Consider the following 22992-nt stretch of genomic DNA (forward strand, 5'->3'; position numbering starts at 1 on the left):
CGCGAACCAGGACGGCGGCTCCCGATGGTGAACGACGACAAGCTGAGGGACTACCTCAAGCGCGTGACGGCGGACCTGCACCGCACCCGCCGCCGCCTGACCGAAGCGGAGGAAGCGGGCCGCGAACCCATCGCGGTCGTCGCGATGAGCTGCCGCTACCCCGGCGGCGTACGGTCCCCCGAGGACCTGTGGCGCCTGGTCACCGACGGGACCGACGCCATCACCGGCTTCCCCCGCGACCGGGGCTGGGACCTCGACCACCTGGACGACCCGGAACAACTGCGCGAGGGCACCAGCCACACCGCCCTCGGCGGCTTCCTCGACGACGTCGGCCACTTCGACCCCGGGTTCTTCGGCATCTCCCCGCGCGAGGCACTCGCGATGGACCCGCAGCAGCGGCTCCTCCTGGAGACCACCTGGGAGGCGTTCGAACGGGCCGGTATCGACCCCGCGACCCTGCGCGGCAGCAGGACCGGCGTCTTCGCCGGAGTGATGTACCAGGACTACGCGGTACGGCTGCGCCAGGTCCCCGACGACGTCGCCGGCTACGTCGGCAGCGGCAGCTCCGACAGCGTCGCCTCGGGCCGCGTCGCCTACACCTTCGGTCTGGAGGGCCCGGCGGTCAGCGTCGACACCGCCTGCTCCTCCTCCCTGGTCGCCCTCCACCTCGCCGCCCAGGCCCTGCGGTCCGGCGACTGCACGCTGGCCCTGGCCGGGGGCGCGATGGTCATGTCGACACCCGTCCCCTTCGTGGAGATGAGCCGCCAGGGCGGCCTGGCCCGGGACGGCCGCTGCAAGTCCTTCGCCGCCTCCGCCGACGGCACCGGCTGGGGCGAGGGCGTCGGCATGCTCCTGCTGGAGCGCCTCTCCGACGCCCGGCGCAACGGCCACCCGGTCCTCGCCCTGATCCGCGGCACCGCCGTCAACCAGGACGGTGCCAGCAGCAGGCTCACCGCCCCCAACGGCCCCGCCCAGCAGCGGGTCATCCGCCACGCCCTGGCCAACGCCGGACTCACCCCCGCCGACGTGGACGTGGTCGAGGCGCACGGCACCGGCACCCCCCTGGGCGACCCGATCGAGGCCCAGGCCCTGCTGGCCACCTACGGGCAGGACCGCGCGGACGGCCGACCGCTGCTGCTCGGCTCGCTGAAGTCCAACATCGGGCACACCCAGGCGGCGGCCGGAGTCGGCGGCGTCATCAAGACCGTCCTGGCCATGCGGCACGGCACCGTCCCGCCCACCCTGCACGCGCAGGACCCCTCCCCGCAGATCGACTGGACGGCGGGCGCGGTACGCCTGGTCACCGCGAACACCCCCTGGCCCGAGACCGGACGGCCGCGCCGGGCGGCGGTCTCCTCCTTCGGCGTCAGCGGCACCAACGGACACGTCGTCCTGGAGCAGGCGGACGACGAACGGGCGGACGACGAACGGGCGGACTACGAGCGGGCGGACGCCCCCGGACTCCCCGAGGACCCCGCCGGACACGGAGAACCGGCCGCCCGGGGCAGCGCCGACGCCCCCGTCGGCCAGGACACGCCCCGGCACACCCCGGCCCCGCACGGCACACCGCCGCCCGTCCTCCCCTGGGTGCTCTCGGGACGTACCGCCGAAGCCCTGCGCGCCCAGGCCGCACGGCTCCGCGACCACCTCGACGCGCACCCCGGACCCGGCCCGGCCGAGGTCGGCCACGCCCTCGCCACGACCCGGGCCGCCCACGAGCACCGGGCGGTCCTGATCGGGGCCCGCCCCGAGGAGTTCCGGGACGGCCTCGACGCCCTGGCGGCCGGACGCACCGTCCCCGGCCTGGTCAGCGGCACCGCCGGAACCGGCGGACAGGTCGCCCTCGTCTTCCCCGGGCAGGGCTCCCAATGGGCCGGCATGGCCCTCGGACTCCTCGACTCCGCCCCCGCCTTCGCCGCCCGCGTCGCGGAGTGCGAGGCCGCCCTGGCCCCCTACGTCGACTGGTCCCTGGAAGCCGTCCTGCGCGGCGCCCCCGGCACCCCGCCGGCCGAACGCGTCGACGTGGTGCAGCCGGTGCTCTGGGCCGTCATGGTCTCCCTCGCCGAACTGTGGCGCTCCCACGGCATCACCCCCGGCGCCGTCATCGGCCACTCCCAGGGCGAGATCGCCGCCGCGTGCGTCGCCGGAGCCCTCTCCCTGGACGACGCCGCACGGATCGTCGCCCTGCGCAGCCGGGCCATCCGCGCCCTGGCCGGACGCGGCGGCATGGCCTCGGTGGCCCTGCCCGCCGAGCAGGTCACCGGACACCTCGCCCCCTGGGCCGGGCGGCTCTCCGTCGCCGCCGTCAACGGCCCCGCCTCCACCGTCGTCTCCGGCGACACCGACGCGCTCGACGCCTTCCTCGACCGGACCACGGCCCTGGACATCCGCAGCCGGCGCATCCCCGTCGACTACGCCTCGCACAGCGCCCACGTCGAGGACCTCCGCACGGAACTGCTCGCCCAGCTGGACGGGGTGACCCCGCGTCCGTCCGCCGTGCCCTTCTACTCCACGGTCAGCGGCGCGCTGCTGGAGGACACCACCGTCCTCGACTCCGACTACTGGTACCGGAACCTGCGCGGCACCGTCCGCTTCGAACAGGCCACCCGCGCCCTGCTCGCGGACGGCTACCAGGTCCTCCTGGAGAGCAGCCCGCACCCGGTCCTCACCGTCGGCATGCTGGAGACCGTCGAGGACGCGGGCGCCGACGCCACCGCCCTCGGCACCCTGCGCCGCGACGACGGCGGCCCGCGCCGGTTCACCGAGTCCCTGGCCGAACTCCACCTGCGCGGAGTCTCCCCGGACTGGGACACCGTCTTCACCGGCCGCCGCCCCGGACGGGTGGAGCTGCCCACCTACGCCTTCCAACGCGCCCCGTACTGGCTGGAGGACGGCGCCGCGCCCACCGCCGACGTCGGCTCCGCCGGACTGACCCCCGCGGGCCATCCGCTGCTGGGCGCCGTCGTCGTCCTCGCCGACAGCGACGGCCTGCTCCTCACCGGCCGCCTCTCGGCCCGTACCCACCCGTGGCTCACCGACCACGCCGTCGGCGGCCGGGCACTCCTCCCGGGCACCGCCTTCCTGGAACTCGCACTCCAGGCCGGAGCCCGCGTCGGGTGCCCCAGGGTCGAGGAGTTCACCCTGGAGGCCCCCCTGGTGCTGCCCGAGCACGGCGGCACCGTACTGCGCCTCACCGTGGGCGCCCCCGACTCCCTGGGCCACCGACCGCTCAGCCTGCACTCCCGGCCCGACACCCCCGCCGACGGAGACCCCGACGACGCGTGGACCCGGCACGCCGAAGGCGTCCTGGCCCCGGACGGCGCCGAAGCCACCGGCGCCGAAGCCACCGGGGCCGACGGACCGATGCCGTGGCCGCCGCCCGGCGCCGAACCCCTCGACCTCGACGGGCTGTACGACCGCTTCGCGGCGGGCGGATTCGCTTACGGCCCCGCCTTCCAGGGTCTGCGCGCGGCCTGGCGGCGCGGCGACGAACTGTTCGCGGAGGCCACCGTGCCCGCCCCCGACGCCGACCGCTTCGGCCTGCACCCGGCCCTGCTGGACGCGGCCCTGCACGCCACCGGCGTGCCCGGCGCCCCCGGCGCGGACGCCCACCCCGGGGGACGGCTGCCGTTCTCCTGGAACGGTGTCACCCTGCACGCCACCGGCGCCGGGGTGATCCGCGTCCGGCTCGCCCCGGCCGGACCCGACGCGGTGACGCTCGCCGTCGCCGACGCGACCGGTGCCCCCGTGGCGACCGTCGACGCGCTGGTCCTGCGGCCCGCCGGAACCCTCGCCCTGGGCGCCGACCGAGCGTCTGAAGGCCGCCGCCACCAGGACCTCTACGCCACGGAATGGGTCACCGCGCCCCCGCGTTCCGGCGGCGCACCCGTCCACCGCACCGCCGACCTGGCCACCCTGACGGCCGCCGTCGACGCCGGAGCCCCGGTGCCCAGCACGGTCCTGCTCCTCTGCGGGAGGCCGGACGCGACCGGACCGGCCGCCGCGGTCCGCGCCGCCGTCCACCAGGCCCTCACCGACGTACAGACCTGGCTCGCCGACGACCGCTTCGCGGGCGCGCGCCTGGTGTTCGCCACCCGGGGCGCGGTCAGCGCCGGAGGAGCCGGGGAAGAGGAGGACGTACGCAACCCCGCGCACAGCGCGCTCTGGGGGCTGGTCCGCTCGGCCCGCTCCGAACATCCCGGGCGCTTCGCCCTGCTGGACCTCGACGCCGACGACGAGCACGGCACCTCACCGGGCGCCGACGCCGCCCTCGCCTCGGCGGAACCGGAGTTGGCGGTGCGCGGCGGCGACGTCCGCGTACCCCGGCTGGTCCGGGTCCCCGGGAACGCCCCGGACCCCTCGGAGGAGGCGGCCGGGCCCCTCCCGTCCTTCGACCCGGACGGTACGGTCCTGATCACCGGCGGCACCGGCCTGCTCGGCTCCCACATCGCCCGCCGCCTGGTCACCGGGCACGGCGTCCGGCATCTGCTGCTGCTCTCCCGCAGTGGCCCGGCCGCCGCCGGAGCGGAGGAACTGCGTTCCGAGATAGCCGAGTTGGGCGCCGAGATCGCCGTCGTCGCCTGCGACGCCGCCGACCGGGACGCGCTGGCCGCCGTCCTCGCGGACCTGCCGCCCGCCCACCCGCTGACCGCCGTGATCCACACGGCGGGCGCCCTCGACGACGGCGTCGTCACCGCGCTCACGCCCGAACGCGTGGACGCCGTCCTGCGCCCCAAGGCCGAAGCCGCCCTGCACCTGCACGAACTGACCCGCGCCCTCGACCTCACCCACTTCGTGCTCTTCTCCTCGGCCGCGGGCACCTTCGGCGGCCCCGGACAGGCCAACTACGCCGCCGCCAACGCCTTCCTCGACGCCCTCGCCGTCCGGCGCCGGGCGGCGGGACTGGCGGGACAGTCGCTGGCCTGGACCCTGTGGGAGCAGCCCAGCACCCTCACCGGACACCTGGACGAGGACGACGTACGCCGCCTCGCCCGGTCCGGGATGCCGCCCCTCTCCACCGAGCGGGGACTCGCGCTCTTCGACACCGCCCTCACCGTGGACCGGGCCGCCCTGGTCCCGATGCGCCTCGACACCGCCGCCCTCCGGTCCGCGGCCGGCGCCGGCACCCTGCCACCGCTGCTGCGCGGCCTGGTGCGCACCCCGCCGCGCCGGGCGGCCACGGGCACGGAGGCGGCGGCCGACGACAACGCCCTCCGCCACCGCCTCGCGGCCCTCGACGCGGGCGGACGGACCCGGCTGCTCGTCGAACTCGTCCGCACTCATGCGGCGGCCGTCCTCGGCCACCCCTCCCCGGACACCCTCGACCCCGGACGGGCCTTCCGCGAACTGGGATTCGACTCGCTGGCCTCGGTGGAACTGCGCAACCGCCTGAACACCGCCACCGGCCTGCGCCTGCCCGCGGGCCTGGTGTTCGACCACCCGACCCCGGCGGCGCTCGCGGACTTCCTCGGCGCCGGACTCACGGCCCCGGCAGCGGCCACGACGACGGCCCCCGCACCCTCCGCACCCGCGAGGCCGGCCGGCCGGAACCAGGACGCGGACGACGACCCGATCGCCATCGTCTCCGCAGCCTGCCGCCTCCCCGGCGGTGTCCGCTCACCCGAGGACCTGTGGCGGATGCTGGCCGAGGGCCGCGACGGCATCTCCGGGTTCCCCACCGACCGGGGGTGGAGCCTGGACACGCTCTACGACCCCGATCCCGAGCGCATCGGAACCTCCTACACCCGGCACGGGGGCTTCCTCCACGACGCGGCCGACTTCGACGCGGAGTTCTTCGGGATCTCGCCGCGCGAGGCCCTGGCCATGGACCCGCAGCAGCGGCTGCTCCTGGAGACCACCTGGGAACTCTTCGAGCGCGCGGCCATCGACCCGTCCACCCTGCGCGGCGCCCCGGTCGGCACGTACGTCGGCCTGATGCAGCAGGACTACGCCGCCCGGCTGCTGCCCTACATCCCCGAGGACGTCGAAGGGTTCCTCGGCACCGGAAACTCGGGAAGCATCGTCTCCGGACGCCTGGCCTACTTCTTCGGCCTGGAAGGCCCCGCCGTCACCGTGGACACGGCGTGCTCGTCCTCGCTGGTGGCCCTGCATCTCGCGGTCCGGGCGCTGCGGTCGGGCGAGTGCTCGCTCGCCCTGGCCGGCGGTGTCAACGTGATGTGCAGCCCCGAACTCTTCGTGGAGTTCAGCCGGCAGGGCGGGCTCGCCCCGGACGGCCGCTGCAAGTCCTTCGCGGCGGCAGCCGACGGGACCGCCTTCGGGGAGGGCGTGGGGATGCTGCTGGTCGAGCGGCTGTCGGACGCCCGCCGCAACGGGCATCCCGTGCTGGCGGTGGTGCGCGGTTCGGCGGTCAACCAGGACGGCGCGAGCAACGGCCTGACGGCGCCGAGCGGCCCCTCCCAGCAGCGGGTGATCCGGGCTGCGTTGGCGGACGCGGGGCTGGTGGCGTCGGATGTGGACGTGGTGGAGGCGCACGGTACGGGGACCAGGCTGGGTGACCCGATCGAGGCGCAGGCCCTGCTGGCGACGTACGGGCAGGACCGGCCCGGCGACCGTCCCGTCTGGATCGGCTCACTGAAGTCCAACATCGGACACGCCTCGGCAGCCGCCGGTGTGGCGGGGGTCATCAAGTCCGTACTCGCCCTGCGGCACGGGGTGATGCCCAAGACGCTGTACGTGGACGGGCCGACGCCCGAGGTGGACTGGGCGGCGGGGGCAGGGCAGTTGCTGACGGAGGCCCGTACGTGGGACGACACGGGCCGCCCGCGCCGCGCGGGTGTCTCCTCCTTCGGCGTCAGCGGCACCAACGCCCACGTCATCCTCGAACAGGCCCCGGCCGACCCGACAGCAGCCGCCGCAGGCCGGCTCGTCGACAGGCCGGGGACCCCGGAGTCCGCAGGACCCGAGCCCGTGGAACCGGAGCCCGCAGCACGGGAGAGCGTGCCCGCCGCCGTACCCCTGCTCCTCTCGGCCCGCACTCCGGAGGCGCTGCGCGCCCAGGCCGCCGCGCTGTCGGCCCGGATCACCGACGGGTCGGGCGTCCGAGCGGCGGACGTGGCCTTCTCCCTGGCCACGGGCCGCAGCGCACTGGGCCACCGCGCGGCGCTCGTGGGCACGGAGGAGAACCTCGCCGAGCACCTGACCGCGCTGTCACAGAGGGCCGCGCTGTCCGGCGACAGCTTGGCCTCCGGCCGTTCGGTGCTGGTTTTCCCGGGTCAGGGGTCGCAGTGGGTGGGGATGGCTGCGGAGCTGGTGGCGGAGTCGGGGGTTTTCGCGGGGCGGATGGCGGAGTGTGAGCGGGCTCTGGCGCCTTACGTGGATTGGTCGTTGGCGGAGGCGTTGGAGTCGGAGCGTCTGCTGGGCCGGGTGGATGTGGTGCAGCCGGTGTTGTGGGCGGTGATGGTGTCGCTGGCGGAGGTGTGGCGGTCGTTCGGGGTGGCCGTCGACGGGGTGGTGGGTCATTCGCAGGGTGAGGTGGCCGCTGCCTGCGTAGCGGGCGGTTTGAGCCTGGACGACGGGGCGCGGGTGGTGGCGTTGCGTTCCCGTGCGGTGGGGGTGTTGGCGGGGCGTGGTGGCATGGCGTCGGTGCCGTTGCCGGTGGACGTGGTGCGGGAGCGTCTGTCCGGGTGGGGCGGCCGGTTGTCGGTCGCGGCGGTCAACGGCCCTTTGTCGACGGTGGTTTCGGGTGATGCGGACGCCGTCGCAGAGCTGGTGGAGGGGCTTGTCGCCGAAGGGGTGCGGGCGCGGTTGATCGAGGTGGATTACGCGTCGCACTCCTCGCATGTGGAGGAGATCCGCGAGCAGTTGCTTTCCGATCTGGCCGGGATCACGCCTCAGTCCGGTGCGGTGCCGTTCTTTTCGACGGTGACGGGTGGCTGGCTGGACACGAAGGGTCTGGACGCGGAGTACTGGTACCGGAATCTGCGCGAGACCGTCGAGTTCGGGAAGGCGACGGAGGCGCTGTTGTCCGATGGGTTCCGGTTCTTCGTCGAGGCCAGTCCGCACCCCGTTCTGGGTGTCGCGGTGGGGGAGTCGGTGGAGGCGGCGGGTGTGGACGCCGCGGTGCTCGGCACCCTGCGGCGCGGTGAGGGCGGCCAGGAGCAGGTGTTGCGTGCGGTGGGCCGTGCCTGGGAGCGCGGACTGGGTGTGGACTGGTCGGGGGTGTTCCCGGGGACGCGGCGGGTCGAGTTGCCGACGTACGCCTTCCAGCGCAGCCGCTACTGGCTCGACGTTCCGACCACCAGCTGGGATGTCGCCTCGGCGGGGCTCGCCACGACCGGGCACCCGCTGCTCGGCGCGGCGACGCAGGTCGCGGACGCCGATGAGCTGTTGCTCAGCGGCCGGATCTCGCTGGACACCCACCCCTGGCTCGCCGACCACGCGGTGTCGGGCGTCGTCCTCTTCCCCGGCACGGCCTTTCTCGAACTCGCGCTGCGTGCCGGGGCCGAGGCGGAGTGCCCGGTGGTCGAGGAGCTCACCCTCGGATCGGCACTCGCGCTCCCGGACGAGGGCGCCGTCCACCTCCAGCTCCGGGTCGCCGCGCCCGACGGCGACGGCCGACGGCGGCTCAGCGTCTTCGCGCGTACGGCGCGGGACGCCGACGTGCCCTGGACCGAGCACGCCACCGGGACGCTGGCGCCCCGGCCCGCCGGGGACCCGGCCGGTCTGCTGAGCTGGCCGCCGGCCGGTGCCGAACCCGTGGAGACCGGCGACCTCTACGAGCGCTTCGCGGAGGCAGGTCACCACTACGGCCCCGCCTTCCGCGGGATCCGTGCCGCATGGCTCCGGGGCGGCGAGGTGTTCGCGGAGGTGGTGCTGCCGGAGCCGCAGCACGCCGACGCCGCCGGATGCGTACTGCACCCCGCGCTGCTGGACGCGGCCCTCCAGACCGCCGCACTGCTGCCCGACCAGGACGGCCGGGCCCGGCTGCCCTTCAGCTGGAACGGGGTGACCGGCGGGATCGGCGGGGCCACCACACTGCGGGTACGGCTCGCCGCCGACGCTCCGGACGCCGTGACCCTGCACGCCCACGACCTGTCGGGCCGTCAGGTGCTCGGGGTGGAGTCCCTGCTGCTGCGGCCTCCGGCCGAGGGCGGGCCGCTCCCCACGTCCGCCCACACCGACCTGCTGTACCGCCTCGACTGGACGCCGGCCGCCGGCCCCGCCGACAGTGCCCCGTCCTCCTGGGGCGCCCTCGGCGATGCCGTCCCCGGCGCGGTGTCGTGGCAGGACCTCGACACCCTGGGGGCCGCCCTCGAAGCGGGCGCAGCCCTTCCCGAGGTGATCGTGGCGGCCGTCGCCACCGCCGACCTGCCCGACGCCGCCGACCGGGTCCGGGCCACCGCGCACCGGGGCCTCGCCCTCGTACAGCAGTGGCTGGCCGACGAGCGGTTCGCCGGGGCCCGGCTGGCGCTGCTCACCAGGGACGCGGTCCGCACCGGGCCGGTCGACCGGCCCGTCGATCCCGCCCAGGCCGCCCTGTGGGGCCTGGTACGCAGCGCGCGGGCCGAGCACCCCGGGCGCTTCGTCCTCGTCGACGCGGCCGGGACCGCCGATCCGGCGGACCTGCTGCCCGCCGCGCTCGCCGCCGGGGAACCCGAGCTGGCGCTGCGGACCGGGCCGCCCCTGCTGCCCCGGCTGGTGCGCGGCGGACGGCCGGACGGCACGCTGTCCCTGCCGGACGGCAGGGCCTGGCGGCTCACCACCGACGGCCGGGGCTCCCCGGAGGACATCACGGCCAAGCCCGCTCCCGAGGCCCTCGCCCCGCTGGGCAAGGGCGAGGTACGGATCGCGGTGCGCGCCGCCGGGCTGAACTTCCACGACGTCATCGCCGCGCTCGGCCTGGACCCCGACCCCGAACAGCAGGGCCTGGGCAGCGAGGGCGCCGGGACCGTCATCGAGGTGGGCCCGGGGGTGGACGACCTGGCGCCCGGGGACCGGGTGATGGGGATCTTCGGGGGCGCGTTCGGCCCGACCGCCGTCGCCGACCGCCGTACCGTCGCCCGGATACCGGCGGGCTGGTCCTTCGCCCGCGCGGCCTCCGTGCCGGTGGTGTTCCTCACCGCCTACTACGGCCTCTTCGACCTCGGGGGGCTGCGGCGCGGGGAATCGGTCCTGGTCCACGCCGGAGCGGGCGGTGTCGGCATGGCGGCGGTCCAGCTCGCCCGGCACGCCGGGGCGCGGGTGTTCGCGACGGCCTCGCCCGCCAAGTGGGACGTTCTGCGGGCCGGTGGGCTGGACGACGCGCACATCGCCTCGACCCGGACCACCGACTTCGCGGAGAAGTTCCTGACGGCCACCGGCGGGCGCGGCGTCGACGTCGTACTGGACAGTCTGGCGCGGGAGTTCGTCGACGCCGGTCTGCGGCTGCTGCCGAACGGCGGCCGGTTCGTGGAGATGGGCAAGACCGACGTCCGCGACCCCGAGGCGGTCGCCCGCCTGCACCCCGGGGTGCGCTACCGGGCGTTCGACCTGATGGAGGCCGGCCCGGAGCGGATCGGAGAGATGCTCACCGACGTCCTGCGCCTGTTCGAGCAGGGCGTCCTGCGCCCCCTGCCCGTCACCGGCTGGGACGTCCGGGAGGCCCCGGCCGCCCTGCGCTCGCTCAGCCGGGCCCGGGGAGTCGGCAAGAACGTCCTGCTGCTCCCCACGCCCCCGGACCCCGAGGGGACCGTCCTGATCACCGGGGCCACCGGCACCCTGGGGCGGCTCCTGGCCCGGCACCTGGTCGTCGCGCACGGCATCCGGCACCTGCTGCTGGCGGGCCGCCGGGGTGGCTCCGCCGACGGAATTCCGGAGCTGGTGCGGGAGCTGACCGGGCTCGGGGCGTCGGTGACCGTCGCCGCCTGCGACACCGCCGACCGCGCCGCGCTCGCCGCCCTGCTCGGGTCGGTGGACGCCGCGCACCCGCTGACCGCCGTCGTCCACGCGGCCGGTGTCCTGGACGACGCCACGGTCACCGGCCTGACCCCGGACCGGCTCGACCGCGTCCTGCGGCCCAAGGCGGACGCGGCGCTGGCCCTCCACGAACTCACCCGGGACCTCGACCTCGCGGCGCTGGTCCTGTTCTCCTCGGGCGCCGCCCAGTTCGGTGCGGCGGGGCAGGCGAACTACGCCGCCGCCAACGCCGTCCTCGACGCCCTCGCCGCCGAGCGCCGGGCCGAGGGACTGCCCGGACTGTCCATCGGCTGGGGCCTGTGGGAGGAGCGCAGCGGGATGACCGCAGGGGTGGACGCGGGCCGGGGCACCGGGGCGGGCGCGCTGACCTCGGTGGAGGGCCTCGCCCTGTTCGACGCGGCGCTGGACTCCCCGTACGCCTACCGGCTCGCGGCCAGGATCGCCCCGTCCGCGCTGCGGGCGGACGACCGGCTGCCCGCCGTGCTCCGCGGACTGGTCCGCCCCGCCCGTACCACCGCGGCCCCCGCCGCCGCACCGGCCCGCTCGATGGCCCGGCAGCTCGCCGAGCTGCCCGAGGCCGAGCTGCACCGGACCCTGCTCGACCTGGTGCGGGGCACCGCCGCTGCGGTGCTCGGCCACAGTTCGCCCGACCTGGTCCGCCCGGCCCGCCCGTTCAAGGACGTCGGCTTCGACTCCCTCACCGGGGTCGAACTGCGCAACCGGCTGGCCTCCTCGACCGGGCTGCGGCTGCCGCCCGCGCTCGTCTTCGACCACCCCACCCCGGAGGCGCTGGCCCGGCACCTCGCCGGGCGGGCCACCGCCGCCCGCCCGACCGCGGACGCGGCGGTCCGGGCCGGGCTCGACACCCTGGAGACCCTGCTCGACGCCCTGCCGCCGGACGGTGTCAGCGACGAACTCGCCGCCCGCATAAGGGAAGTGCTGGCCCGCCCGCTGCCCGGCGGGACACCGGCCGCCACCGCCCGCCCCACGGACGGAGCGGAGGAGCTGGCCCCCGAACTGATCGAGGCGGCCACCGACGACGAGATGTTCGACTACATCGACCGCCAGTTGGGGCCGGCATGAGCGGGGCACCGGTCCGTGCGCCCCACGCCGTACGCGTACTCCCGGCCGTCCGCGTACTCCCGAACTTCCTTGTACTTCACGCCGTTTGCGTACGCGCCGTGCGCGCACCCCGCGCACCCGGAGACGAGACCCGAGCAGCCCGAGACGAAAGCAGCGGTGTCCAGTGAGCGACCAGAGGATGCGCGACTACCTCAACCGGGTGACCATCGACCTGCGGAACACCCGGCAGCGGCTGCGGGAGGCCGAGGCCCGTACGAGTGAGCCCATCGCGATCGTGTCCATGGCCTGCCGTTTCCCCGGCGGTGTCCGCACCCCGGAAGACCTGTGGGACCTGCTCGCCGACGGCCGCGACACCGTCGCGGCCGTTCCCGGCGACCGGGGCTGGGAGTCCGTCTGGCCGTCCGGCGGCACGGTCCCCGGGCGGGGCGCGTTCCTGGAGGGCGCGGCCGACTTCGACCCGGAGTTCTTCGGCATCTCGCCCCGTGAGGCGGTCGCCATGGACCCGCAGCAGCGGCTGCTGCTGATGGCGTCCTGGGAGGCCGTCGAACAGGCCGGCATCGACCCGCTCACCCTGCGGGGCAGCCGTACCGGGGTGTACGCGGCGGCCATCGACCAGGGGTACGCGACGCTGGGTCCGGGAGCCGCCGAGGCCGTCCAGGGGTTCCTGATGACGGGGAACTCGATGAGCGTGATGTCCGGACGGGTGTCCTACGCGCTCGGCCTGGAAGGCCCCGCCGTCACCGTGGACACCGCCTGTTCGGCCTCGCTGGTGGCGCTGCACCTCGCGGCGCGGGCCCTGCGGGCGGGTGAGTGCTCGCTCGCGCTCGCCGGCGGCGTCAGCGTGATGGCGCTTCCGGCGGTGTTCGTCGAGTTCAGCAGGCAGGGCGCGATGTCCCCCGACGGCCGCTGCAAGCCGTTCGCGGCGGCGGCGGACGGCACCGGCTGGGGCGAGGGCGTGGGGATGCTGCTGCTGGAGCGGCTGTCGGACGCGCGCCGCAACGGCCGTACGGTGCTGGCCGTGCTGCGCGGTTCGGCGGTCAACCAGGACGGTGCGAGCAACGGCCTGACCGCCCCCAACGGCCCCTCCCAGCAGCGGGTGATCCGGGCGGCGCTGGCGGACGCGGGCGTGACGGCGTCCGACGTGGACGCGGTGGAGGCGCACGGTACCGGCACCACGCTCGGCGATCCGATCGAGGCCGACGCGCTGCTGGCCACGTACGGCCAGGACCGGCCTGCCGGCCGCCCGTTGTGGCTGGGTTCGCTGAAGTCGAACATCGGGCACACCCAGGCCGCCGCCGGGGTCGCCGGGGTCATCAAGACGGTCCTCGCCCTGCGGCACGGTGTCCTGCCGCGCACCCTGCATCTGGACGCGCCCACCCCGCACGCCGACTGGTCCTCGGGCGCCGTCGAACTCCTCACCGAGGCCCGCGCCTGGCCCGCCGTCGACCGGCCGCGCCGGGCCGGGGTGTCCTCGTTCGGCATGAGCGGCACCAACGCGCACCTCGTCCTCGAACAGGCACCGGAACCGGCACCGGCACCGGAGTCGGAGCCGGTCGAGCTGGCACCGGCACCGGCTGAACCGGCGCCGGAACCGGCCGAGTCGGCACCGGAAGCGGCCGGCGGGCCGGAAACGGTCACCGGCGCGCCGGAAGCACGGATCGATGGACCGTCGGCGGAGCCGACGGGCGCGCCCGGGGCCGTGCTGCCCTGGGTGCTGTCCGGCCGCACCGCCGCCGCGCTCGGGGACCAGGCGGCCCGACTGCGCGCCCGGCTCGCCACGGGCTCGCCCGCACGGCCGGCCGACATCGGTTTCTCGCTGGCGGCCACCCGGTCCGCCTTCGAGCACCGGGCCGTGGTGATCGGCGCCGATCACCACGCCCTGCTGAACGGACTCGCCGCCGTGTCCGCACCTGTCCCGGAGCTCCCCGCCGTACCTGCTCCGGACGTCTCCACCGCACCTGTCCCGGACCTCATCACGGCACCCGTTCCGGACCTCTCCACGGCACCCGTTCCGGACCTCCCCGCCGCCCCGGGCACGGACCTCCCCGCCACGCCCCCGGACGCCACCTCCTCCGACGCCACCGCTTCCTCCGACGCCGTCCCCGCCGATGTCGTCATGGGCACCGGCCGGGTCGTCGAGGGCCGGACGGCACTGGTGTTCCCCGGTCAGGGCTCCCAGTGGACCGGTATGGCCCGGGAGTTGCTCGCCACCAGCCCCGCCTTCCGGGACCGTCTCGCCGCCTGCGACGCCGCGCTCTCCGCCCATGTCGACTGGCGGCTCCCCGCCGTTCTGGAGGGAGCGCCCGGGGCGCCCGACCCGGAACGGGTGGACGTGGTGCAGCCGGTGCTGTGGGCGGTGATGGTGTCCCTGGCCGCGCACTGGGAGTCCTGGGGCGTCCGGCCCGACGCCGTGGTCGGGCACAGCCAGGGAGAGATCGCCGCCGCCGTGGTGGCGGGAGCGCTGAGCCTGGAGGACGGCGCGAAGGTCGTCGCCCTGCGCAGCCGGGCCATCCGGGCGCTGGCCGGACTCGGCGGCATGGTCGCGGTCTCCCTGCCCGAGGACGAGGTCCGCGCCGCGCTCGCCCCCTGGGCCGGGAAGCTGTCGGTGGCCGCCGTCAACGGGCCCGCCGCCGTGGTGGTCTCGGGAGAGCCGGAGGCCCTCGCCGCGCTGCTCGCCCGCTGCGCCGCACAGGGCGTACGGGCCCGGTCCGTACCCGTGGACTACGCCTCCCACTCGGCCCAGGTCGAACGGATCAGGTCCGAGGTGCTGACCGCGCTCGCCGACGTACGCCCGCTCCCGGCCCGGACACCGCTGTTCTCCACCGTCACCGGCGACCGGCTCGACACCACGGTCATGGACGCCGACTACTGGTACCGCAACCTCCGCGGGACCGTCCGCTTCGACGCCGCCGTACGCTCCCTGGTCGAGCAGGGCCACGAGGTCTTCGTCGAGGTGTCGCCGCACCCGGTCCTGACCATGGCCCTCCAGGACACCGCCGAGGCCACCGGCGCCGTGGAGCCGCCCGTGGTCGTCGGCACCCTGCGCCGCGACGACGGCGGGCTGCGCCGGGCCCTGCGCTCGGCCGCCGAGCTGTGGGTGGCGGGCGCGGCCGTCGACTGGTCCGCGGTGTACGCCGGTATCGACGCCCGCCCGACCGCCCTGCCCAGCTACCCCTTCCAACTGCGGCGCTACTGGCTGGAGCCGGAGACTGCGCCCGGCACCGGAGCGGCCGCCGACCCGCACGACACGGCCTTCTGGCACATGGTCGACCACGACGCCCCGGCCGAGATCGCCGCCCGCCTCGCCGTCGACGAGGAGGCCCTCGCCCCCGTACTCCCCGCCCTGCGCGGCTGGCACGCACAACGGCGCGACGAGAGCGTCATCGACTCCTGGCGCTACCGCATCGGCTGGCAGCCCCTGCCCGACCCGTCGGCCGCCGCCCCCGCAGGGACCTGGCTCGTCGTCCTGCCCGCCGGAGACGAAGACCCTCGGGTACGGGGCCCGCTGCTCGCGCTCACCGAAGCGGGCGCCACCGTCGTCACGGCGGAACTCACAGCCGACGCCGTCCACCGCACGGACCTCGCGGACACGCTCGCCACCGCCCTCGGCGGCCTCGTCCCGACGGGCGTGCTGTCGCTGCTGGCCGCCGCCGACCGGCCCCACCCCGACCACCCGGCCCTGCCCACCGGGACGGCGCTCACCGTCGCCCTGGTGCAGGCCCTGGGCGACCTCGGCCTCACGGCACCCCTCTGGTGCGCCACCACCGGGGCGGTGTCCACGGGCCCGGACGACCCGGTCACCCGGCCCCGCCAGGCGCTGGTCTGGGGCACCGGCCTGGTGGCCGCACTGGAACTGTCCGCCCGCTGGGGCGGACTGATCGACCTGCCACCGGAGCTGGACGCCCGGGCCAGGACCCGGCTCGCCGCCGTACTGACGGCCTCCGTCCCCGGCACGGGCGGACCCAGCACGGGTGGCCCCGGTGCGAGCGGATCCGGCACGGGCGGCACCGGAGCGAACGGCGTCGGCACAGCTGGATCCGGCACGAGCGGCGATGGCACCGGCGGCGGCGTCCGCCGCGAGGACCAGCTCGCCCTGCGCCCCACCGGCATCCTCGCCCGCCGCCTCCGGCGCGCCCCCCGGAGCGGCACCCCCACGAGGCACTGGAAGCCCCGGGGCACCGTCCTGCTGACCGGCGGCACCGGAGCCGTCGGCCCGCACCTCGCCCGCTGGCTGGCCCGCAGCGGCGCCACCCACCTCGTCCTGCCCGGCCGCCGTGGCCCCCAGGCGCCCGGAGCGTCCGAACTCACCGCGGAACTGGCCGCCCTCGGCGTACGACTGACCCTGCCCGTCTGCGATCTGTCGGACCGTCAGGCGGTGGCGGAGCTGCTCACCGGCCTGGAGACGGCGGGCGACCCGGTCACCGCGGTCGTCCACGCGGCCGCCTTCGTGGCGCTCGCCCCGCTGGACGGCACCCCGATGTCCGCGTTCGAGCAGATCGTCGCGGCCAAGGCCGCCGGAGCCGAACACCTCGACGCGCTGCTCGACCGCGAACTCGACGCCTTCGTCCTGTTCTCCTCGATCGCCGGAGTCTGGGGCAGCGGCGACCACGGCGCCTACGCCGCCGCCAACGCCTACCTCGACGCCCTGGCCCAGCACCGCCGGGCACGCGGCCTCACCGCCACCACCATCGACTGGGGCATCTGGCAGGCCGAGAACCCCTGGCAGGACCGCGTCGCCGCAGAGGACGCCGACCTGTTCAACCTGGAGCAGCACGGCCTGCCCCGGATCGCCCCCGACGTCGCCCTCCACGCCCTGCGCCAGGCGCTCGACGACGACGAGACCGTTCTCACCGTCGCGGATGTGGACTGGGAGCGGTTCGCCGCCGTCTTCACCTCCGCCCGCCCCAGCCCGCTGCTCACCGGCATCCCCGAAGCCCGCCGCGCCCTGGAGGCCACGGCCGGAGAGGCGGAGGCGCCCGCCGCCGCACTGCTGCGTCAACGGCTCGCCGCCCTCGTCGAATCCGAACAGCACCGGCTGCTGCTCGATCTGGTCCGCACCCACGCCGCAGCCGTCCTCGGCCATGCCACGGTGGACGCGATCCGCCCCGGCAGAGCCTTCCAGGACCTGGGCTTCGCCTCCCTCACCGCCGTCGAACTCCGCAACCGGCTCAACGCGGCGACCGGACTGCGGCTGCCGTCCACCCTGATCTTCGACCACCCGTCGTCCACCGCGCTCGCCCGGGAGATCCGCACCGAACTGCTCGGCCGCCGGACCACCGACCCGGACCCCTCCGCCCCGCACCTCTCCGACCCGGCCCGCTCCGTCACGGACGCCGCCGCGCATCCGCCCGCGCCCGACGACGAACCGATCGCGATCGTCTCCATGGCCTGCCGCTTCCCCGGCGGCATCGGCACCCCCGAAGAGCTGTGGCGCCTCCTTGCCGACGGCGGCGACGCCGTCTCCGACCTCCCCACCGACCGGGGCTGGGACATCGAAGCCCTCTACGACCCCGACCCCGACCACCCCGGCACCTCGACGACCCGGCACGGGGGCTTCCTCCACGATGCGGCCGACTTCGACGCGGAGTTCTTCGGCATCTCGCCGCGCGAGGCCCTGGCCATGGACCCGCAGCAGCGGCTGCTCCTGGAGACCACCTGGGAGGCGATCGAGCGCGCGGCCATCGACCCGGCCGCCCTGCGCGGCAGCCGCACCGGAGTGTTCACCGGCGTCAACTACGCCGACTACGCGGCCGTCGTCGCCCAGTCGGAGGAAGGGGACGGCCACCTGCTCACCGGCAGCGCCCCCAGCGTCGTATCCGGCCGGGTCGCCTACACCCTGGGCCTCGAAGGCCCCGCGGTGACCATCGACACGGCCTGCTCCTCCTCCCTCGTCGCCCTGCACCTCGCCGGTCGGGCGCTGCGCGGCGGGGACTGCTCGCTCGCGCTGGTCGCCGGCGTCGCCGTGATGGCGACCCCCGGTGCCCTCATCAGCTTCTCGCGTCAGCGGGGGCTGGCCGAGGACGGCCGCTGCAAGGCGTTCTCGGACGACGCGGACGGCATGGGCATGGGCGAGGGCGTCGGCGTCCTGCTGCTGGAGCGGCTTTCGGACGCCCGCCGCAACGGACACCCGGTCCTGGCGGTGGTACGCGGCTCCGCCGTCAACCAGGACGGCGCCAGCAACGGCCTCTCCGCCCCCAACGGGCCCTCCCAACAGCGCGTGATCCGTGCGGCGTTGGCGGACGCCGGGCTGACCGCGGCGGACGTGGACGTGGTGGAGGCGCACGGTACCGGCACCACGCTCGGCGATCCGATCGAGGCGCAGGCGCTGCTGGCGACGTACGGCCAGGACCGGCCCGCCGAACGGCCCTTGCTGGTCGGCTCGCTCAAGTCCAACCTCGGCCACGCCCAGGCGGCATCGGGGGTGGCCGGAGTCATCAAGACGGTGCTGTCCATGCGGCACGGGCAGGTACCCCGCACCCTGCACGTCGGCAGGCCCTCCTGCCACGTCGACTGGACACGCGGAGCCCTGGCCCTCGCGACCGAGCAGCAACCCTGGCCGCTGCACCGAGGCCGTCCCTTCCGGGCCGGAGTGTCCTCCTTCGGCCTGAGCGGCACCAACGTCCACACCATCCTCGAACACGCCCCCCAGGACGACGACGGCCCGCCTGCCGAGCGTGCCCCCCTGCCGACGGTCCCCTGGCTGCTGTCGGCGAAGAGCCCGCAGGCACTGCGCGCCCAGGCCGACCGTTTACGCCGCCACCTGGACGGCAGCCCCGCATCCGATCCGCGCGACATCGGGTCCGCCCTGAACACACGCACCGCCTTCGAGTGCCGGAGGGTGCTGATCGGGGACCGGGACCAACTCCGCACCCTGCTGGGCGAGATGGCTGACGACGCATCGGGAGCGGGGGACGGCGGCCGCACGGCCGACGGCCGTTCGGTGCTGGTTTTCCCTGGTCAGGGGTCGCAGTGGGTGGGGATGGCTGCGGAGCTGTTGGGGGAGTCGGGGGTTTTCGCGGGGCGGATGGCGGAGTGTGAGCGGGCTCTGGCGCCTTATGTGGATTGGTCGTTGGCGGAGGCGTTGGGTTCGGAGCGGTTGTTGGCGCGGGTTGATGTGGTGCAGCCGGTGTTGTGGGCGGTGATGGTGTCGTTGGCGGAGGTGTGGCGGTCGTTCGGGGTGGCTGTGGATGGCGTGGTGGGTCATTCGCAGGGTGAGGTGGCCGCTGCGTGTGTGGCGGGTGGGTTGAGCCTGGAGGACGGGGCGCGGGTGGTGGCGTTGCGTTCTCGTGCGGTGGGGGTGTTGGCGGGGCGTGGTGGCATGGCCTCGGTGCCGTTGCCGGTGGACGTGGTGCGGGAGCGTCTGTCCGGATGGGGCGGCCGGTTGTCGGTCGCGGCGGTCAACGGCCCTTCCTCGACAGTTGTTTCAGGCGATGCCGACGCCGTCGCCGGGCTCCTGGAAGCGCTGGCCGGTGAGGGGGTCCGGGCCCGTCGTGTCGAGGTGGATTACGCGTCGCATTCCTTGCATGTGGAGGAGATCCGCGAGCAGTTGCTTTCCGATCTGGCCGGGATCACGCCTCAGTCCGGTGCGGTGCCGTTCTTCTCGACGGTGACGGGTGGCTGGCTGGACACGAAGGGTCTGGACGCGGAGTACTGGTACCGGAATCTGCGCGAGACCGTCGAGCTCGGGAAGGCGACGGAGGCGCTGTTGTCCGATGGATTCCGGTTCTTCGTCGAGGCCAGTCCGCACCCCGTTCTGGGTGTGGCGGTGGGTGAGTCGGTGGAGGCCGCCGGTGTGGAGGCGGCGGTACTGGGGACGCTCCGGCGCGGTGAGGGCGGCCAGGAGCAGGTGTTGCGTGCGGTGGGCCGTGCCTGGGAGCGGGGGTTGGGCGTGGACTGGTCGGGGGTGTTCCCGGGGGCGCGGCGGGTCGAGTTGCCGACGTACGCCTTCCAGCGCAGCCGCTACTGGCCCGAACCCGCGCTCACCACGGCGGCCGATGTGGGATCGGCCGGGCTCGACCCCGCCGGCCACCCCCTCCTCGGAGCGGCCACCGAGCTGGCCGACACGGGTGAACTGCTGCTCAGCGGCCGGTTGTCGCTGCGGACCCACCCCTGGCTCGCCGACCACGCCGTGGCCGGTACGGTCCTGCTGCCGGGTGCGGCCTTCGCGGAACTCGCCGTACGCGCGGCGGACGAGGCCGGATGCCACACGGTCGAGGAACTGACGCTCCAGTCACCCCTGTTGATCCCCGCCGACACCGCCGTACGCCTGCAGGTGCGGGTCGGCGCGGCGGACGCGCACGGCAGCCGCTCCCTGGACCTGTTCTCCTGCCGTGAGGACGCGACGACTCCGCACTGGACCGCGCACGCGACCGGGGTACTCACCGCCGACGCCGCGACCCGTAAGCCACCGCCCGCACCGGACGACCCCGGCTCCTGGCCGCCGCCCGGCGCCGTCCCGATCCCCGTCGACGACCTGTACGACCGGTTCGACGCCTCCGGCTACGGCTACGGCCCCGCCTTCCGCGGTCTCACCGGCGGCTGGCGCCGGGGCGACGAGATTTTCACCGAGGTACGCCTGCCCGAGGACCAGCACCGGGCCGCCGCCGCCTTCGGCGTGCACCCCGCTCTGCTGGACGCCGCCCTCCAGGGACTGTTCCTGCGGGACCGGCCGGCGAGCGGACCGGGCCCGGACCGGCCGTCCGCCGGGCTGCCGTTCTCCTGGAGCGGGGTCAGGCTGTACGCCTCCGAGGCCACCGCGCTCAGGGTACGGCTCGGCTTCCGGCCGGACGGGTCGGTGGCGATCGACGCGACCGACCCGAACGGCCTCCCGGTCGCCTCGGTCGGGGCGCTCGCCGTCCGCCCGGTCGATCTCGACGCCCTCCGCCCGGCCGGCGGCCCGGAATCCCTCTACCGGCTCCAGTGGCCGGCGGCTCCCGACACCGCAGCCGCCGCCCCTCTCGGACACTGGGCCGCCCTCGGCGATCGGTCGGGCTTCCCCGACGCGGACAGCTATCCGGACCCGGCCGCGCTCGGTGCCGCGCTGGACGGGGGAGCACCGTCGCCCGCCGCCGTGCTGGCCTGGTGCGACCCCACCCCGCACCCTGTCTCCCCGCCCGACGCCGCATCCGTACACACCGCACTGGACGACGCCCTGCGGCTCGTCCAGGAGTGGCTGGCCGATCCGCGCTGGGACGACGGCACCCGGCTCGTCCTCGTCACCCGGGGCGCGGTCTCCACGGCGGCCGGTGAGGAGGTCACCGACCTCACCGGTGCCGCCGTCCGCGGCCTCGTCCGCTCGGCCCAGTCCGAGCACCCGGACCGCTTCCTGCTGATCGACACCGACGACCCGGCCGCCGTGACCGGGCTGCTGCCCCGGGCCCTGGCAGGCACCGAACCCCAACTGGCGATCCGCGCCGGGCGACTCCTCGCGCCCCGGCTCACCAGGGCCACCATCACGACGGACCCGAACCGGGGTACGGACACGCGCCCCGGCCCGGACCCGGACAAGGGCATGTTCACCGGCCCCCATCCGGCCTCGGACCCGGAGGCACGCACAGGCCCTCACCCCCCGGCCCCGGACGAGCTCGCAGGCCCCGCTCCCGCCTCCGCCCCCGACACCCCGTCCGGTATCGCCGCGCCCGGTGGCACCGTCCTCGTCACCGGAGCGGGCGGCGCGCTCGGCGGTCTGGTGGCCCAGCACCTCGTGACCGCGCACGGCGTGCGGAACCTGCTGCTCGTCGGCAGGCGCGGCGCGGACGCCCCGGGCCTGGCCGGCCTCGCCGCCGAACTGCGCGGACACGGCGCCCGGGTGGACGTGGAGGCGTGCGACGTCGCCGACCGGGACGCGCTCGCCGCCCTGCTCGCCGGTATCCCCGCCGACCGTCCGCTGAGCGCGGTCGTCCACGCGGCCGGTGTCCTGGACGACGGTACGGTCGAGTCGCTGACGCCCGCGCGGATGCGCCACGTACTGCGGCCCAAGGTCGACGCGGCCCTCCATCTGCACGACCTCACCCGTGATCTGCCGCTGTCGGCCTTCGTCCTGTTCTCCTCCGCGTCCGCCACGGTCGGCAACGCCGGTCAGGGCAACTACGCGGCGGCCAACGCCTTCCTCGACGCGCTCGCCCAGCACCGCCGGGCCCTGAAGCTGCCCGCCCAGTCACTCGCCTGGGGCCTGTGGGAGCGCCGTAGCACCATGACCGGGACGCTGACCGCCGCCGACCTGCGGCGCATGTCCCGGGGAGGCACCGCGGCCATCGGCAGCGAGGAGGGCCTGGCGCTGTTCGACGCGGCCCTCACCCTGGACGAACCGCTGCTCGTGCCGGTCAGGATCGACCTCGGACGGCTCCGGACGGCGGCCCGGACCGCGCCCGTCCCGGCCCTGCTCTCGGCCCTGGTCCCCGGCACCGTACGCCGCCCGGCCTCCGGGGCGGACGCCGCCGCGGCGGACTCGCTGCTCCGCCGGCTGACCGGCCTCTCCCCGGAGGACCGCCTCGCGGCCCTGCTCGACCTGGTACGGAGCCGGGGCGCCGACATCCTCGGCCACGGCGGAGCCGGGTCCATCGACCCGGAGCAGCCGTTCAAGGACCTCGGCTTCGACTCGCTCACCTCCGTCGAACTCCGCAACCGGCTCAGCGCCGCCACCGGCCGCCGGCTGCCCGCGACCCTGGTCTTCGACCACCCCACCCCCGCCGCCGTCGCCGCCTACCTCAGCACCCGCCTGGTACCCGACGGGCCGGGCGGACCCGCCGTCGGCGGCAGGGCGGCCGGGACGCCGGACCACGAGATCAGCTCCCTGCTCGCCACGGTCCCGCCCGCCGCCCTGCGCCGGGCCGGTCTCCTCGACACGCTCCTGGACCTCGTCGGCCACCCGGCGGCTCCGGCGGCCCCGGTGGACGGCACCGGCACTCCCGGCGCCGACGGCATCGAGGACATGGCCGTCGACGAACTCGTCCGGATGGCCCTGGACGGCGAACGTGACTGACCGACAGCCGCAGA

At 75.5% G+C, this 22992-nt stretch carries 2 protein-coding genes; both read left to right on the plus strand.

The features are described 5' to 3' along the window. The first annotated feature begins 24 nt into the window (after nt 1-24). Entirely contained in the window at nt 25-11997 is an 11973-nt protein-coding gene (locus tag ACQ9ZG_RS30380; protein ID WP_499281429.1) for an SDR family NAD(P)-dependent oxidoreductase, read from the plus strand. 178 nt (nt 11998-12175) lie between these two features. Next, nucleotides 12176-22978: an SDR family NAD(P)-dependent oxidoreductase gene (locus ACQ9ZG_RS30385; RefSeq protein ID WP_499281650.1), complete on the plus strand. Its 10803-nt coding sequence runs from the start codon at nt 12176-12178 to the stop codon at nt 22976-22978. Nucleotides 22979-22992 lie beyond the last annotated feature (14 nt).

Source organism: Streptomyces araujoniae, from assembly GCF_050871195.1.
In the GTDB taxonomy this organism is placed as follows: domain Bacteria; phylum Actinomycetota; class Actinomycetes; order Streptomycetales; family Streptomycetaceae; genus Streptomyces; species Streptomyces bacillaris.